This window comes from Streptomyces sp. NPDC031554 (assembly GCF_055580685.1).
This window is the reverse complement of sequence record NZ_JBVIKX010000009.1, coordinates 152,657-169,610: the sequence shown is the minus strand read 5'-3', so window position 1 is coordinate 169,610 and position 16,954 is coordinate 152,657. Positions and strand designations below refer to the sequence as shown.

Genomic DNA, 16,954 nt, shown 5'->3' with positions numbered 1-16,954 from the left:
GCATTCCGTGGCAACCCGCCTCCGTCCGCCCCGCTCCCGGCCGGTATCGTGCGCGGGGCGGCGGGCCCGCAGGCCGCGTACCGTACGGCGGTCCCGCACCGTCGGCCCCCGCCCCGCCCCGGACCCTGGAGATGCGCATGCCCGCCCGCCCGTCAGCGACCCGCCGTACCGTCCTGCGGGGAGCGGCCCTCGCACCGGCCGCGGGCCTCGGTCTGGCCGCCTGTTCGCCGACCGGCGGGACCACCGCGCCCGCCACCCCGACCGCGCCCGTCGAACTGGGCGCGGCCGACGAGGTCGCGAAGGGGGGCGCCATGCTCCACCGGGACCACAACGTGGTGGTCAGCCGGTCCGCGGCCGGCGAGCTGAAGGCGTACAGCTCGATCTGCACGCACGCGGGGTGCCCCATCAACAAGCTCGAGGGGACGACCCTGATCTGTCCCTGCCACGGCAGCGAGTTCGACGCCACGACCGGCGAGGTGCTGCGGGCACCGGCGACCGTGCCGCTGAACGAGCTCCCGGTCAGGACCGAGAACGGCAAGATCGTTTCGGGGCCGGCCGTCTGACCGGCCGAGGCCCCCTCGTTCACTCCCAGTCCCACCCGATGCCCACCATGCCCGACCGCACCCGCGGCTCGACGAGGTGCACCGAGCGGTGGCGCCCGCTGAGGACAAGTTCCTGACGGCTGCCGCGCGGGGCCGCGGGCGAGTGCCGTGCGAAGCGGTGGCAGCGCACCGGCACGGCGCTCTCGGCGAACCGGACCTGCAGGGCGTACTGGCCACCGGGGGCGTCGAAGCCGCGGACGTACTCGTGGGCGGCCCCGGCGGTGCCGTCCTCGACGCCGTAGCCGAAGAGGAAGGTGTCGCCGGCGCGCAGGCGGGTGTCGAAGAGGAACTCGGCCACCAGGACGCCGGTGTCGTGGTGCCGGCGGACGCGGCCGGTCCGGCAGTTCTCCAGGGCGTGCACGGACATCCGTTCCGGGGCGCAGCCGGGGTTCCCGTGGTGGACGGCGACGAAACGGTCGACGCCGTCGCGGCGGGCGCGGACGACATGCTGCGACTCGCGTTCCAGCAGTTCCCGGCAGGCCCCGATGCGGACCCGCTCGTGGTGGCCCAGGGCGTGCAGCCCGTCGTCCGGGGGGCGCCCCCATTCGACGAGGAGCTTCTCCAGGACGTCCGAGGCCTCCAGGAGCGACCGGTACGTGCGGCCGGCCGGCTGTCCGGCGGGCGCCTTCCCGTCGGCCTCCGCGAGCAGCCGGATCAGGGACTCGTCCGGCAACCGGAGGATCTCCTCCAGGGCGCGCACGGCCCGCAGCGACTCCGGGCGCTGCGGGCGCCGGGCCCCCTGCTGCCAGTAGCTCAGGCTCGTGACCCCGACCTTGACCCCGTGCCGCGACAGATGGTGCTGGACGCGCTGCAGGGGCAGCCCCCGGGCGGCGATCGCGGCGCGCAGGGCGACGTGGAAGGGGCCGCCGCTCAAGGCCCCGTCCAGTTCGGCCGCGGCACCGGGGCCGGGCCGGGCGCCGGCCGTCACACCGGCCCTCGGGCAGGTCCCCGCCGAGGTCTCCGCGGCGGTGTGCGCGTCGGCGTCCACGTGCTCTGGGGCATGCGGCATGCGGGGGCCTCTCTGTGAATGCTCGCGACGGCCGGTCGGACCGTTCGCGCGGGTGTCCGGGCCGCCCCGGCGACGCGGGCGCGCCCTCCCCTTCGCAGCGCGGGGTTCACCGCCCGGAGTCTCCCCGCATTGAAGCGTGTCGACATGGTCCCGACAACAGGTGCCGCGGGAACGCGGTGCCGCCGTGGCCGAGTCGGCGCCCTTGCCCCGCACGCCCGGCGCCGTCGTCCACAGCCCCGCCGGACTGTCACCACACGCCAGTAGGGTGTGAGACATGGCCGACCCCTCCAGCTACCGCCCCAAGCCGGGGCAGATCCCCGACTCTCCCGGGGTGTACCGATTCCGCGACGAGCACCGCCGGGTGATCTACGTCGGAAAGGCGAAAAGCCTGCGCCAGCGCCTGGCGAACTACTTCCAGGACCTGGCGGGCCTCCACCCGCGCACCCGCACGATGGTCACGACGGCCGCGTCCGTCGAGTGGACCGTGGTGTCCACGGAGGTCGAGGCGCTCCAGCTGGAGTACTCCTGGATCAAGGAGTACGACCCCCGGTTCAACGTCAAGTACCGCGACGACAAGAGCTACCCGTACCTCGCGGTGACGATGAACGAGGAGTTCCCGCGCGTGCAGGTGATGCGCGGCCACAAGAAGAAGGGCGTCAGGTACTTCGGGCCGTACGCGCACGCGTGGGCGATCCGGGACACCGTCGACCTCCTCCTGCGCGTCTTCCCCGTCCGCACCTGCTCGGCCGGCGTCTTCAAGAACGCCGCCCGCACCGGCCGGCCCTGCCTGCTCGGCTACATCGGCAAGTGCTCCGCGCCCTGCGTCGGCCGGATCTCGCCCGACGACCACCGGGAGCTGGCGGACGAGTTCTGCGACTTCATGACCGGTCGCACCGGAGCCCATCTGCGCCGTCTGGAGAAGCAGATGGCGGAGGCGGCCGAGGAGATGGAGTACGAGCGGGCCGCCCGCCTGCGCGACGACATCGGGGCCCTGAGGAAGGCCATGGAGAAGAACGCGGTCGTGCTCGCCGACGCGACCGACGCCGACCTGATCGCGGTCGCCGAGGACGAGCTGGAGGCGGCCGTCCAGATCTTCCACGTCCGCGGCGGACGCATCCGCGGCCAGCGCGGCTGGGTCACCGACAAGGTCGAGGAGATCACCACCGGCGCCCTCGTCGAACACGCCCTCCAGCAGCTCTACGGCGAGGAGACCGGCGACGCGGTGCCCAAGGAGGTCCTGGTCCCCGCCCTGCCCGACCCGCTGGAACCGGTCCAGGAGTGGCTCACCGGCCGCCGCGGGTCCCACGTCTCGCTGCGCATCCCCCAGCGCGGCGACAAGCGGGCCCTGATGGAGACCGTGGAGCGCAACGCCCAGCAGGGCCTCGCCCTGCACAAGACCAGGCGCGCCTCCGATCTCACCACGCGCTCGCGCGCGCTGGAGGAGATCGCCGACGCCCTGGATCTGGACAGCGCCCCGCTGCGCATCGAGTGCTACGACATCTCGCACCTCCAGGGCGACGACGTCGTGGCCTCCATGGTCGTCTTCGAGGACGGCCTGGCCCGCAAGAGCGAGTACCGCCGCTTCCAGATCAAGGGCTTCGAGGGCCAGGACGACGTCCGCTCGATGCACGAGGTGATCACCCGCCGCTTCCGCCGCTACCTCGCGGACAAGGAGCGGACGGGGGAGTGGACCGACGCCGACGCCACCGGCGGAGCCGCCGACGCGGACGCCACCGGGACCGCCGACTCCGCCGGGCTTTCCGCCGGGGCCGCCGACGGCCCGGTCGCCGACAGCCTCACCGAGGACGACGGCCGCCCCAAGCGGTTCGCCTACCCGCCCCAGCTCGTCGTCGTGGACGGCGGACAGCCCCAGGTGGCGGCGGCCCGGCGGGCGCTGGACGAACTGGGCATCGACGACATCGCCGTCTGCGGCCTCGCCAAGCGCCTGGAGGAGGTCTGGCTGCCGGACGACGACGACCCCGTGGTCCTGCCCCGCAGCAGCGAGGGCCTCTACCTGCTCCAGCGGGTCCGTGACGAGGCGCACCGCTTCGCGATCACCTACCAACGGACCAAGCGGGCCAAGCGGTTCCGCGCCGGCCCGCTGGACGACGTGCCGGGTCTCGGCGAGACGCGCAAGCAGGCGCTCATCAAGCACTTCGGTTCGGTGAAGAGGCTGCGCTCGGCGACGATCGACCAGATCTGCGAGGTGCCCGGCATCGGCCGCAAGACGGCCGAGACGATCGCCGCGGCCTTCGCCCGGGCGGCTCCGCCCGCACCCGCCGTGAACACGGCGACCGGGGAGATCATGGAGGAGGAGCCCGACACGACGGCGGGCTCCTCCGGGGAGCCCGTGTCCGCGGGCGCCCCGGAAGACCGACGGGGGCAGGAGACATGACCGAGCACGACGCACCACCCGCACCGGAGCGAGAACCCACGCCCACGGCGCCGCCCGCGACGGCGGGGGTCACCCCCCAGCAGGAACACAGCCGGACCGGCGAGGACCGCCCCCGGCACCACCCCCGGCACGACGTGGTCCCCGCCGGGGCCGAACACCCCGTGGACGCCCCCGGCGCCGCGCCCACCGCAGGTCACGAAGACGGAGCACAGGTGAGTACCGACGTCACGCCGCCCGGGATCCCCGAGGCGGCCATCCCCGAGCTGGTGATCATCTCCGGCATGTCCGGGGCCGGCCGCTCGACGGCCGCCAAGTGTCTGGAGGACCTCGGCTGGTTCGTCGTCGACAACCTCCCGCCCGCCCTGATCCCCACCATGGTGGAGCTGGGCGCCCGCTCCCAGGGCAACGTGGCGCGGATCGCGGTCGTCGTCGACGTGCGCGGCCGCCGGTTCTTCGACAACCTCCGCGAGTCCCTCGCCGACCTCGAGGCCAAGGGCGTCACCCGGCGGATCGTGTTCCTGGAGTCCTCCGACGACGCCCTGGTCCGCCGCTTCGAGTCCGTGCGCCGCCCGCATCCCCTCCAGGGCGACGGCCGGATCGTGGACGGCATCGCCGCCGAGCGCGAACTGCTGCGCGAGCTGCGCGGCGACGCCGACCTGGTGATCGACACCTCCAGCCTCAACGTGCACGAGCTGCGCGCCAAGATGGACGCCCAGTTCGCCGGCGACGAGGAGCCCGAACTGCGGGCCACCGTGATGTCCTTCGGCTTCAAGTACGGCCTCCCCGTGGACGCCGACCTGGTCGTGGACATGCGCTTCCTGCCCAACCCGCACTGGGTCCCGGAACTGCGCCCCTTCACCGGGCTGAACGAGGAGGTCTCGGGATACGTCCTCAACCAGCCCGGGGCAAAGGAGTTCCTCGACCGGTACACCGAGCTCCTCCAGCTGGTCGCCGCCGGCTACCGCCGCGAGGGCAAGCGCTACGTGACCATCGCGGTCGGCTGCACGGGCGGCAAGCACCGCTCGGTGGCGATGTCGGAGAAGCTCGCCGCGCGCCTCGCGGCCGAGGGCGTGGAGACGGTGGTCGTGCACCGGGACATGGGACGGGAATGACGGGACGCACTCCGCGGCTGGGCAGGCTGCGCAGAACGGTGCCGGAAGGGCGCACGGGCCGGCCGGTCGAGGCCCGCGGTGCCAGACCGCGCCGCCGCGGCGCCCAGCCCAAGGTCGTCGCCCTCGGCGGCGGCATGGGGCTGTCCGCGTCGCTCACCGCGCTGCGCCGGATCACCGGCGACCTCACGGGGGTCGTCACGGTGGCCGACGACGGCGGTTCCAGCGGGCGGCTGCGCGACGAACTGGGCGTGCTGCCCCCCGGCGACCTGCGCAAGGCCCTGGCCGCCCTGTGCGGCGACGACGAATGGGGCCAGACCTGGGCCCGGGTCGTCCAGCACCGCTTCCAGTCGCAGGGCGAGATCAACGGCCACGCCGTCGGCAACCTGCTGATCGTCGCCCTGTGGGAGCAGCTCGGCGACCACGTCCAGGCCCTGGACCTGGTCGGCAAGCTCCTCGGCGCACAGGGACGCGTGCTGCCCATGTCCGCCGTGCCGCTGGAGCTCCAGGCACTGGTCAAGGGGCACGATCCGGCCCGCCCCGAGGACGTCGACACCGTGCGCGGGCAGGCGACCGTCGCGCTCACCACCGGTGAGGTGCAGTCCGTGCACCTCGTGCCGTCCGACCCGCCGGCCGTCCCGGAGGCGGTGGCGGCCGTCCTCGACGCGGACTGGGTGGTGCTCGGACCCGGTTCCTGGTTCTCGTCGGTCATCCCGCACCTGCTGGTGCCCGAACTGCTGGACGCGCTCACCGAGACGAAGGCACGCCGGGTACTCTCACTCAATCTCGCGCCGCAGCCGGGAGAAACCGAGGGCTTCTCCCCGCAGCGTCATTTGGAGGTTTTGGGACGACACGCCCCTAAACTCGCCCTGGACGTGGTGCTGGCCGACGAGGCCGCCGTGCCCGACCGCGACTCCCTGACCGATGCCGCCAAGCGGTTCGGGGCCGCGGTCGAGCTGGCGCCGGTGGCCCGGCCCGACGGCACCCCGAGGCACGACCCGGAGCTGTTGGCCGCCGCGTACGACCGTATTTTTCGGATGCATGGAAGGATCGGCCCATGGCGATGACGGCAGCGGTGAAGGACGAGATCTCCCGGCTCCCCGTCACCCGGACCTGCTGCAGGAAGGCGGAGGTCTCCGCCGTTCTGCGGTTCGCCGGCGGCCTCCACCTGGTGAGCGGGCGCATCGTGATCGAGGCGGAGCTGGACACGGCGATGGCGGCCCGCCGGCTCAAGCGCGACATCCTGGAGATCTTCGGTCACAGCTCGGAGCTGATCGTGATGGCGCCCGGCGGTCTGCGCCGCGGCTCGCGTTACGTCGTACGGGTGGTGGCGGGCGGTGACCAGCTGGCCCGCCAGACCGGTCTGGTGGACGGCCGCGGACGCCCCATCCGCGGGCTGCCCCCGCAGGTGGTCTCCGGGGCCACCTGCGACGCGGAGGCGGCCTGGCGCGGGGCCTTCCTGGCGCACGGTTCGCTCACCGAGCCCGGCCGGTCCTCCTCCCTGGAGGTCACCTGCCCGGGTCCCGAGGCCGCGCTCGCGCTGGTCGGCGCCGCCCGCCGGCTGTCGATCGCCGCGAAGGCCCGTGAGGTGCGCGGGGTCGACCGGGTCGTGGTCCGCGACGGGGACGCGATCGGCGCGCTGCTCACCCGCCTCGGCGCCCACGAGTCGGTGCTGGCCTGGGAGGAGCGCCGGATGCGCCGCGAGGTGCGCGCCACGGCGAACCGCCTCGCCAACTTCGACGACGCCAACCTGCGCCGTTCCGCCCGGGCCGCCGTCGCCGCCGGTGCCCGCGTCCAGCGCGCCCTGGAGATCCTCGGCGACGAGGTGCCCGAGCACCTGGCGGCGGCCGGCCGGCTGCGCATGGATCACAAGCAGGCCTCCCTGGAGGAGCTGGGCGCGCTCGCCGACCCGCCGCTGACCAAGGACGCGGTCGCCGGCCGGATCCGCCGACTGCTGGCGATGGCCGACAAGCGGGCCTCGGACCTCGGCATCCCGGGCACGGACGCCAACCTCAGCGAGGAACTCGCCGACAACCTGGTGGGCTGACCGCCCGACCGGGGCTGACCTGCCAGGGCCGACCGGCCGGGGCCGCCCGACCGGGGCTGACCGCCCGACCGGCCGGGGCCGCCCGCCCTGCCGGCCGATGTCCCCGCCGGATGTCCGCGCCGACGTCCCGTCCGGGCCGGACCCGGCCCGGACGGCCGGTACGCGGTGGCGACTCGCCGGTGCCGACCGCCCTCAGCGGGTGGCCGGCACCGGCCCGGCCACCCGCGCGGTCCCTCCCGCCGCACGGCACGGCCACCCTCGCCGCACGAAGCGGTCACCCCCACCGCACCGGCACGGCCACCTCCCGCCGCGCCCCCCGAGAACCCCGCCGCACCGGCGCGGTCACCCCCGTGGCCACCCCCGCAACGCCGGCCCCGTCCCTCCCGTGAACACCCGCCTCGGCGCCAACTACCGCCCCACGGCGCCATTTTGACGCACCCTTGACTCGATCATGAACAGTCATGAGCCTGACTCTGTCCGCCGCCGTGGCGGACCCACGCAAGGGGGGTCCATGAGACGTAGAGCGAGATCGATCCTCGCTGTCGGCGCGCTCCTGATCGGCGGAGCGAGCATCGCACCCATCGCCCGGGCACAGCCCGGAAGTTCCCCCGGCACCTCCGACGCCGACGAGGTCAAGGTCTTCCGCGCCGAGGTCACCCAGCAGCAGGTACCCCTGCTGCTGGCGGCCGGCCAGGACGGCCACGAGCTCAGTGAGCGGGCGACCGGACGGGGCACCGCCACCGTCGAGGTGTACCTCACCGACGACCAGGCGCGGAAGCTGGAGAAGCAGGGCGTCCCGCTCACCGAGCACACCCTCTCCGCCAGAGCCGAGAACCGCGTGGCGGCCGCGGCCGACGGCGTGTTCCGGCCGTACAGCGGCAGCGGCGGCCTCAAGGAGGAGATCCTCCGCACCGCCCGGCAGAACCCCGGCCTCACCAAGGTCGTCTCCATCGGGAAGACGGTCCGCGGCCAGGACATCCTCGCGCTCAAGCTCACCAAGAACGCGAAGAAGACCGCGGACGGCTCCAGACCCTCGGTGCTGTACATGTCCAATCAGCACGCGCGCGAGTGGATCACCCCGGAGATGACCCGGCGGCTGATGCACCACTACCTCGACACCTACCGCACCGACCGGCGCGTCAGGAAGCTCGTCGACTCGACCGAGCTGTGGTTCGTCCTGTCGGCCAACCCCGACGGCTACGACCACACCTTCCAGGACCCCGCCAACCGCCTGTGGCGCAAGAACCTGCGCGACGTCAACGCCGACGGCGAGATCCGCACCGGCGACGGCGTCGACCTCAACCGCAACTTCGCCTACAAGTGGGGCTACGACGACGAGGGCTCGTCCCCCAATGCCACCAGCCAGACCTACCGTGGCGCGGGCCCGAACTCCGAGCCCGAGACCAAGGCGCTCGACGCCTTCGAGAAGCGCGTCGGCTTCGCCTACGGCATCAACTACCACTCCGCGGCCGAACTCCTCCTCTACGGCGTCGGCTGGCAGGTCGCCACCGACACCCCGGACGACGTCGCGTACCGGGCGCTCGCCGGCACCCCGGAGAACTCCGCGATCCCCGGCTACCGCCCGCAGGTCTCCTCGGAGCTGTACACCACCAACGGCGAGGCCGACGGCCACGCCTCCAACGTCAACGGCACCGCGATGTTCACCCCCGAGATGTCGACCTGCCAGACGGCCTCGAACCTCTTCCCGGACGACCAGTGGAACGCCGCCGACTGCCAGTCGGTGTTCAACTTCCCGGACGACGAGAAGCTGATCCAGCAGGAGTTCGAGAAGAACGTCCCCTTCGCGCTCTCCGTCGCCGAGAGCGCCGCCCGCCCCGACCGGCCGAAGTCCTCCGTCGGACTGGCCGCCCCCGACTTCACCCCGGCGGGCTTCACCACGTCGTACGGACGCGGCGCGGACCAGGAGGTCTCCGTCGTCGTGCGCAAGGCGGTCCGCGACAAGGAACTCAGGTACCGCGTCAACGGCGGCCGCACCCACGGCCAGGCACTCAGGCCCTGGAAGGGCGGCGAGACCTACGGCGGCGAGGACGACCTCTTCTACGACGAGTACCGGGCGAAGGTCCGCCACGGCGAACCCGGCGACGAGGTCGAGGTGTGGTTCACCGGCGAGAGCGCCGGCGGCCGGAAGGTCTCCAGCGCGCACTTCACCTACACGGTCGCCGAGCGGCCGCGGGCCGACACCCTCGTCGTCGCCGAGGAGGGCGTCACCGCCACCCTGGCGCAGACCTACGTGGACGCGCTCAGGGCCAACGGCCGCAGGGCCCTCGTCTGGGACGTCGCCACACAGGGCGCGCCCGACGCGCTCGGCGTGCTGAGCCACTTCGGCACGGTCGTCCACTACACGGGCGCGAGCGTCCCCGGCAACCCGACCCAGCTGGAGCTGCGCGCCTTCCTCAACGAGGGCGGCAAGCTCATCGAGGCCGGCGAACTGGCCGGCGGCAGCGTCGACCTCGGCGACGGCACCCCGTCCGACGACTTCAGCCAGTACTACCTGGGCGCCCACTCGCGCACCTCCACCCCCGGCGCCACCGGATTCGACGGTGCCGGAGCGCTCCTCGGATACAGCGCGCCGCTCACCGGCGCCCCCGGCAACCCGCTGGACCGGGCCGGCACCTACGGCGTCACCTCCGACGAGCTGCCCCCCGCCACGTACCCGCAGTTCGCGAGCGCGGGAGCGGGACGGTTCGCGGGGACCGTCAACCCGTACGGGCCGTACGCGGGCACGGGCATGGCGGCCGCCGTCCACACCGACGACGCCTACAAGCGCCTCACCCGCACCATCGACCTCACCGGTGTCACCGCCGCCGACCGGCCCGCCCTGCGCACCCGGCTGCTGTGGGACACCGAACCGGGCTACGACAACGCGCTGGTCGAGATCCGCACGGCCGGGGCCGACGACTGGACGACCCTGCCCGAGGCCGGCGGCGCCACCGGCACCGCCGTGCCCGCCGAGTGCGCGGCCGGCTACTACATCGGGGAGCACCCGCAGCTGCGGCACTACCTGACCCTCACGGCGGACGGGTGCACCGCGACCGGCACCACCGGCTCCTGGAACGCCCTCACCGGCGCCTCCAGCGGCTGGCAGCAGGTGGAGTTCGACCTGAGCGCCCACGCCGGGAAGACCGTGGAGGTCTCCCTCGGCTACGTCACCGACCCGGGCAGCGGCGGCCACGGCGTCCTCGCCGACGAGGCCTCGCTCGTCGTGGGCGGCACTGCCACCCAGACCGAGGGCTTCGAGACCTCCCTCGGTGCCTGGCGGGCCGCCGGACCGCCCCCGGGCAGCCCGGCCGTGCTGAAGGGCTGGGCGCGCACCGGCACGCTCTTCCAGACCTACGGGGCGGTCACCACCGACGACACCGTGCTGCTGGGCTTCGGCCTGGAACACCTCGCCGCGGCGGCCGACCGCACCGCGCTCATCGGAAAGGCCCTCGACTCACTTGACGGCTGACACGCAGAGCTCGGACAAGGACGACACGGAGTGACCGAACCGGGCCGCCGGCCCTCCGGCGCGGGGCGGTCCGTACCCCTACTGACGGGTACGGACCGCCCTGCCGGGTATGGGCGAAGTCGATGTCACCCCGGCCGCCTCGGAGAGGTAGGGTCGGGGGTGGTCGGGGACATCCCAAATACAGCTCGCCGGCACCTCGTGGCCGGCGTACCAACGAGGAGATCGGTTCGTGACGATCCGCGTAGGCATCAACGGCTTTGGCCGCATCGGTCGTAACTACTTCCGCGCGCTGCTGGAGCAGGGTGCTGACATCGAGATCGTGGCTGTCAACGACCTGGGTGACACCGCGACAACCGCTCACCTGCTCAAGTACGACACCATCCTGGGCCGCCTGAAGGCCGAGGTGTCGCACACCGCCGACACGATCACCGTCGACGGCCACACCATCAAGGTCCTGTCCGAGCGCGACCCCGCCGACATCCCGTGGGGCGACCTCGGCGTCGACATCGTCATCGAGTCGACGGGCATCTTCACCAAGAAGGCCGACGCCGAGAAGCACATCGCCGGCGGCGCCAAGAAGGTCCTCATCTCGGCTCCGGCCAAGGACGAGGACATCACCATCGTGATGGGCGTCAACCAGGACAAGTACGACCCGGCGAACCACCACGTCATCTCCAACGCCTCCTGCACCACCAACTGTGTGGCGCCGATGGCCAAGGTCCTCGACGAGAACTTCGGCATCGTCAAGGGTCTGATGACGACGGTCCACGCGTACACCAACGACCAGCGCATCCTGGACTTCCCGCACAAGGACCTGCGCCGCGCCCGCGCCGCCGCCGAGAACATCATCCCGACCACGACGGGTGCCGCCAAGGCCACCGCCCTGGTCCTGCCCCAGCTCAAGGGCAAGCTCGACGGCATCGCGATGCGCGTCCCGGTCCCGACCGGCTCGGCGACCGACCTGGTCGTCACGCTCCAGCGCGAGGTCACCAAGGACGAGGTCAACGCCGCGTTCAAGAAGGCCGCCGAGGACGGCGACCTCAAGGGCTTCCTGACCTACACCGAGGACCCGATCGTCTCCTCGGACATCGTCAGCGACCCGTCCTCCTGCACCTTCGACTCCTCCCTGACCATGGTCCAGGAGGGCAACACGGTGAAGATCCTCGGCTGGTACGACAACGAGTGGGGCTACTCCAACCGCCTCGTCGACCTGACGGTCTTCGTCGGCAACCAGCTCTGATCGACGGATCAGGCACCTCGATGTGAGGGCAGGGCCCGGACGGCGCGGGGACGCGTCGCCGGGCCCTGCCTCACGTGCAGACCGCCCTCTCCACGATCACGGAGAACACGAGCCCTCCCGGGAGCCCCTTACATGAAGACGATCGACGAACTCCTCTCCGAAGGCGTGGCCGGAAAGCGGGTCTTCGTCCGCGCCGACCTCAACGTGCCGTTGGTGAACGACGGCACCACCGTGGAAATCTCTGACGACGGCCGCATCCGCGCCGTGCTCCCGACCGTCAAGGCCCTCGCGGACGCGGGCGCCAAGGTGGTCGTCGCCTCGCACCTGGGCCGCCCCAAGGGCGCCCCGGACCCGGCCTTCTCGCTCGCCCCGGCCGCCACGCGGCTCGGTGAGCTCCTCGGCACCGACGTGGCGTTCGCGACCGACACGGTCGGCGACTCCGCCCGCTCGACCGTCGCCGCCCTGACCGACGGACAGGTCGCCGTCATCGAGAACCTGCGCTTCAACGCGGGCGAGACGGCCAAGGACGACGCCGAGCGCGGCGCCTTCGCCGACCAGCTGGCCCAACTCGCCGACGTGTACGTGGGCGACGGCTTCGGCGCCGTCCACCGCAAGCACGCGTCGGTCTTCGACCTCCCCGCCCGGCTGCCGCACGCCGCCGGCTACCTCATCGCCACCGAGGTCGGCGTCCTGAAGAAGCTCACCGAGGACGTCGAGCGGCCCTACGTCGTCGCCCTCGGCGGATCCAAGGTCTCCGACAAGCTCGCCGTCATCGACCAGCTGCTCGGCAAGGCGGACCGCCTCCTCATCGGCGGCGGCATGGTCTTCACCTTCCTCAAGGCCAAGGGCCACGAGGTCGGCGCCTCCCTGCTCCAGGAGGACCAGATCCCGGTCGTCCGGGAGTACATCGAGCGGGCGGAGAAGAGCGGCGTGGAGCTGGTCCTCCCCGTCGACGTGGTGACCTCCACCGCCTTCCCGGACCTCAGGACCAAGGCGCCGTCGCACCCGAACACCGTCGCCGCGGACGCCATCCCCGCAGGTCAGCTGGGCCTGGACATCGGCCCCGAGACCCGCAAGCTGTACGCCTCGAAGCTCGCCGACGCCGCCACCGTCTTCTGGAACGGCCCGATGGGCGTCTTCGAGCACCCCGACTACGCCGAGGGCACCAAGGCGGTCGCCCAGGCCCTCCTCGACTCCCCGGCCTTCACGGTCGTCGGCGGCGGCGACTCCGCCGCGGCCGTCCGCCTGCTGGGCTTCGACGAGAACGCATTCGGCCACATCTCGACCGGTGGCGGCGCCTCCCTCGAATACCTCGAGGGCAAGACGCTCCCCGGCCTCGCCGCACTGGAGGACTGACCCCGCATGAGCACCCGTACGCCGCTGATGGCGGGCAACTGGAAGATGAACCTCAACCACCTCGAGGCCATCGCCCACACCCAGAAGCTCGCCTTCGCCCTGGCCGACAAGGACTACGAGGCCGTCGAGGTCGCCGTCCTGCCGCCCTTCACCGACCTGCGCTCCGTACAGACGCTGGTCGAGCACGACAAGCTGAAGATCAAGTACGGCGCCCAGGACATCTCCGCCCACGACGGCGGCGCCTACACCGGCGAGATCTCCGGCCCGATGCTCGCCAAGCTGCGCTGCACCTACGTCGCGGTCGGCCACTCCGAGCGCCGGCAGTACCACGGCGAGACCGACGAGCGGGTGAACGCCAAGGTCAAGGCCGCCTACAAGCACGGCCTCACCCCGATCCTGTGCGTCGGCGAGGAGCTGGACGTCCGCGAGGCGGGCAACCACGTGGCGCACACCCTCGCCCAGGTCGAGGGCGGCCTGCGGGACGTCCCGGCCGAGCAGGCCGAGACCGTCGTGGTCGCCTACGAGCCGGTGTGGGCCATCGGCACCGGCAAGGTCTGCGGTGCCGAGGACGCCCAGGAGGTCTGCGCGGCCGTCCGCGGCAAGCTCGCCGAGCTGTACTCCCAGGACGTGGCCGACAAGATCCGCATCCAGTACGGCGGCTCGGTCAAGTCGGGCAACGTCGCCGAGATCATGGCGCAGCCCGACATCGACGGCGCGCTGGTCGGAGGCGCCTCGCTGGATCACGAGGAGTTCGTCAAGATCGTGCGCTTCCGCGATCAGTGACCGGGCTGTGAGTATGCGGTAGCGGCGATCCGTCGTACCCTTGCGGGGGCACAGCGTGGAAGCTGTGCCCCCGTCGTCGTCCGAATCCGAGGAAGTTGGTCCAGCCGTGGTTTTGGGGTTCTCGATCGCCCTGATCGTCTTCAGCCTGCTGCTGATGCTGCTGGTGCTGATGCACAAGGGAAAGGGCGGCGGTCTCTCCGACATGTTCGGTGGCGGCATGCAGTCCTCCGTGGGCGGCTCCTCGGTCGCCGAGCGCAACCTCGACCGCATCACCGTGGTGATCGGTCTGCTCTGGTTCGCGAGCATCATCGTCCTCGGCATCCTGATGAAGACGAACAGCTGATCAGCCTCTCGCAGGCACACATCCGGTACGTAAGGCCCCATGTTCGGTACGCGCAGCTGAGCGCGGCCTATCATGGGGCTTGCGTCTACGTGTGGGGGGTTGTAGCTCCAATCACTGGACGCGCGTTGGGCCTTACGTAGACTGAGGCGCTCGCAGCGAAGCGAAACGCCGACTCGCTTCGCGGCACCATCACGCAGGGAGTTACGACCGTGGCAAGTGGCAACGCGATCCGGGGAAGCCGGGTCGGGGCGGGGCCGATGGGCGAGGCCGAGCGCGGCGAGTCCGCGCCGCGTGCCCGCATCTCCTTCTGGTGCTCCAACGGGCACGAGACACAGCCCAGCTTCGCCAGCGACGCGCAGGTTCCCGACACCTGGGACTGCCCGCGCTGCGGCTTCCCGGCCGGCCAGGACCGGGACAACCCCCCGGCTCCGCCGCGCACCGAGCCCTACAAGACGCACCTCGCCTATGTGCGGGAGCGGCGCAGCGACGCGGACGGCGAGGCGATCCTCGCCGAGGCGCTCGCCAAACTGCGGGGCGAGATCTAGGAGTTGAGGAACGGTCAGGCGCCCGCCGCGGCACATGACCGTACTTGTTCCGCGCACCGGTGGCCGTCCGCCACCGGACGGGTGATGACCCGTGCCGTCCTGCCCTGCCCCGTCCTGCCTTTCTTCTCCTCCGTCCTGCCGGCCGTCGCGCTGACACCCGCGGGCCGTGTGTACGTATCTCCTGTCGCGCACCGCGGGACGGTCCCACGACAGCTCATGTCACGCCCTGATCAACTAGGTTGGGACCGCAGCGGGACAAGACGCGCGGCACGGACAGGTGAGAGAAGAGGGCTGGGTCCGACATGAACGCAGACGGCCGTACGAGGCTCGACCGGACGCCCGAGTGGACCGCTCTGGCCAAGCACCGCGAGGAACTCGGCGAGGTGCGGCTGCGCGAGCTGTTCGCCGCCGACGCCGGGCGCGGCAGCAGGTACACACTGCGGGTCGGCGACCTGCGCATCGACTACTCCAAGCATCTGGTCACCGACGAGACGCTCGCGCTGTTGCGGGAACTCGCGGTCGCGACCGGTGTCTTCGGTCTGCGGGACGCGATGTTCCGGGGCGAGAGGATCAACACCACCGAGGACCGGGCGGTGTTGCACACCGCGTTGCGTGCTCCGCGGGGTGCGGTGGTGGAGGTGGACGGGGAGGACGTCGTGCCGGCGGTGCACGAGGTCCTGGACAGGATGGCGGATTTCGCCGGGCGGGTGCGTTCGGGGGAGTGGACCGGTCACACCGGCCGGCGGATCCGTACGGTGGTCAACATCGGTATCGGTGGTTCCGATCTGGGGCCGGCGATGGCGTACGAGGCGCTGCGCTGCTTCACCGACCGCTCTGTGGGGGTGCGGTTCGTGTCGAACGTGGACGGGGCGGACCTGCACGAGGCGGTGCGGGACCTGGACCCGGCGGAGACGCTGTTCGTCGTGGCGTCGAAGACGTTCACCACGATCGAGACGATCACCAACGCGACCTCGGCGCGTTCCTGGCTGCTGGCGGGGCTGGGCGGTGCGGAGGAGGCGGTCGCCAAGCATTTCGTGGCGCTGTCGACGAACGCCGCGAAGGTGACGGAGTTCGGTGTCGACCCGGCGAACATGTTCGCGTTCTGGGACTGGGTGGGGGGCCGGTACTCCTTCGACTCGGCGATCGGGCTGTCCCTGATGATCGCGATCGGTGCGGACCGGTTCGGTGAGCTACTGGAGGGGTTCCGGACCGTCGACGAGCACTTCCGCACCGCTCCGGCGGAGGAGAACGCGCCGTTGCTGCTGGGGCTGCTGGGCATCTGGTACGGCAATTTCCTGGGGGCGCAGTCGCACGCGGTGCTGCCCTACAGTCACTACCTGTCGAAGTTCACGGCGTATCTGCAGCAGCTGGACATGGAGTCCAACGGCAAGTCGGTGGACCGGGCGGGCCGGCCGGTCTCGTGGGAGACGGGTCCGGTGGTGTGGGGCACGCCGGGCACCAACGGGCAGCACGCCTACTACCAGTTGATCCATCAGGGCACGAAGCTGATCCCGGCGGACTTCATCGGTTTCGCCCGTCCGGCGGGTGAGCTGAGCGAGGAACTCGCCGCCCAGCACGATCTGCTGATGGCGAACTTCTTCGCGCAGACCCAGGCGCTGGCCTTCGGCAGGACGCCCGAGGAGGTGCGCGCCGAGGGGGTGCCGGAGGAACTGGTGGCCCACAAGACGTTCCGGGGCGACCGTCCCACCACCACGATCCTGGCCGCCGAGCTGACGCCGTCGGTGCTGGGCCAGCTCATCGCGTTGTACGAGCACAAGGTGTTCGTGCAGGGCGCGGTCTGGGACGTCGACTCCTTCGACCAGTGGGGCGTGGAACTCGGCAAGGTCCTCGCCAAACGCGTCGAACCCGCCCTGACCGAGGGCACGGACGTCCCCGGCCTCGACACCTCCACGAAGGCCCTCGTCGCGACGTACCGGGAACTGCGCGGCCGCTGACGGCGCGACGGCCCGACGGGGTGACGGCCGTGGGGGGGGGGGGGGGGGGGGCCGCCCGGGGGGGGGGGGGGCCCCCCGCCCGCCCCCCCGAGAGCCCCCGG

The 16,954-nt window shown here is 71.9% G+C and carries 13 protein-coding genes; 12 read left to right on the top strand and 1 reads right to left on the bottom strand.

What is annotated here, in order from left to right:
- Positions 1 to 137: 137 nt before the first annotated feature.
- Positions 138 to 563, top strand: a complete 426-nt coding sequence (locus ACZ5FU_RS23585; protein ID WP_451530703.1) for a Rieske (2Fe-2S) protein — start codon at positions 138 to 140, stop codon at positions 561 to 563.
- A 19-nt stretch (positions 564 to 582) separates the two neighbouring features.
- Here the strand turns inward: ACZ5FU_RS23585 and ACZ5FU_RS23580 are convergent, their stop codons facing one another.
- Complete coding sequence (locus ACZ5FU_RS23580; protein ID WP_468838696.1) at positions 583 to 1,611, bottom strand: hypothetical protein; 1,029 nt, start codon at positions 1,609 to 1,611, stop codon at positions 583 to 585.
- A 274-nt stretch (positions 1,612 to 1,885) separates the two neighbouring features.
- Between ACZ5FU_RS23580 and uvrC the strand changes: the two genes are divergently transcribed.
- From uvrC to pgi, 11 genes are all read left to right on the top strand, one after another.
- Positions 1,886 to 4,006 (top strand): excinuclease ABC subunit UvrC, encoded by a 2,121-nt coding sequence (gene uvrC, locus ACZ5FU_RS23575; RefSeq protein ID WP_468838693.1) that lies wholly within the window; start codon positions 1,886 to 1,888, stop codon positions 4,004 to 4,006.
- Positions 4,003 to 5,118 (top strand): RNase adapter RapZ, encoded by a 1,116-nt coding sequence (rapZ, locus tag ACZ5FU_RS23570; RefSeq protein ID WP_451777132.1) that lies wholly within the window; start codon positions 4,003 to 4,005, stop codon positions 5,116 to 5,118. Before uvrC ends, rapZ begins: the two co-directional genes overlap by 4 nt.
- Entirely contained in the window at positions 5,115 to 6,182 is a 1,068-nt protein-coding gene (locus ACZ5FU_RS23565) for a gluconeogenesis factor YvcK family protein (RefSeq protein WP_451530707.1), read from the top strand. The genes rapZ and ACZ5FU_RS23565 overlap by 4 nt, the downstream gene beginning before the upstream one ends.
- The gene (whiA, locus tag ACZ5FU_RS23560) at positions 6,173 to 7,162 is read left to right on the top strand and encodes a DNA-binding protein WhiA (protein WP_451530708.1); all 990 of its coding nucleotides are present in this window, start codon (positions 6,173 to 6,175) and stop codon (positions 7,160 to 7,162) included. Before ACZ5FU_RS23565 ends, whiA begins: the two co-directional genes overlap by 10 nt.
- 511 nt (positions 7,163 to 7,673) lie before the next feature.
- Positions 7,674 to 10,631 carry a M14 family metallopeptidase gene (locus ACZ5FU_RS23555; protein WP_469046552.1) on the top strand — a complete coding sequence of 986 codons (2,958 nt, stop codon included), beginning with the start codon at positions 7,674 to 7,676 and terminating at the stop codon, positions 10,629 to 10,631.
- A gap of 229 nt (positions 10,632 to 10,860) precedes the next feature.
- On the top strand, positions 10,861 to 11,871 hold the full coding sequence (gene gap, locus ACZ5FU_RS23550) for a type I glyceraldehyde-3-phosphate dehydrogenase (protein ID WP_451530710.1): 1,011 nt from the start codon (positions 10,861 to 10,863) through the stop codon (positions 11,869 to 11,871).
- A 132-nt stretch (positions 11,872 to 12,003) separates the two neighbouring features.
- Entirely contained in the window at positions 12,004 to 13,227 is a 1,224-nt protein-coding gene (locus tag ACZ5FU_RS23545) for a phosphoglycerate kinase (protein ID WP_451530711.1), read from the top strand.
- 6 nt (positions 13,228 to 13,233) lie between these two features.
- Positions 13,234 to 14,010, top strand: coding sequence for a triose-phosphate isomerase (tpiA, locus tag ACZ5FU_RS23540; protein WP_451530712.1), 777 nt, complete (start codon positions 13,234 to 13,236; stop codon positions 14,008 to 14,010).
- A 112-nt stretch (positions 14,011 to 14,122) separates the two neighbouring features.
- Positions 14,123 to 14,353 carry a preprotein translocase subunit SecG gene (secG, locus tag ACZ5FU_RS23535; RefSeq protein ID WP_356569274.1) on the top strand — a complete coding sequence of 77 codons (231 nt, stop codon included), beginning with the start codon at positions 14,123 to 14,125 and terminating at the stop codon, positions 14,351 to 14,353.
- 209 nt (positions 14,354 to 14,562) lie between these two features.
- The gene (locus ACZ5FU_RS23530) at positions 14,563 to 14,898 is read left to right on the top strand and encodes an RNA polymerase-binding protein RbpA (RefSeq protein ID WP_356569151.1); all 336 of its coding nucleotides are present in this window, start codon (positions 14,563 to 14,565) and stop codon (positions 14,896 to 14,898) included.
- A gap of 302 nt (positions 14,899 to 15,200) precedes the next feature.
- Complete coding sequence (pgi, locus tag ACZ5FU_RS23525) at positions 15,201 to 16,853, top strand: glucose-6-phosphate isomerase (RefSeq protein WP_451530713.1); 1,653 nt, start codon at positions 15,201 to 15,203, stop codon at positions 16,851 to 16,853.
- Positions 16,854 to 16,954: the final 101 nt, after the last annotated feature.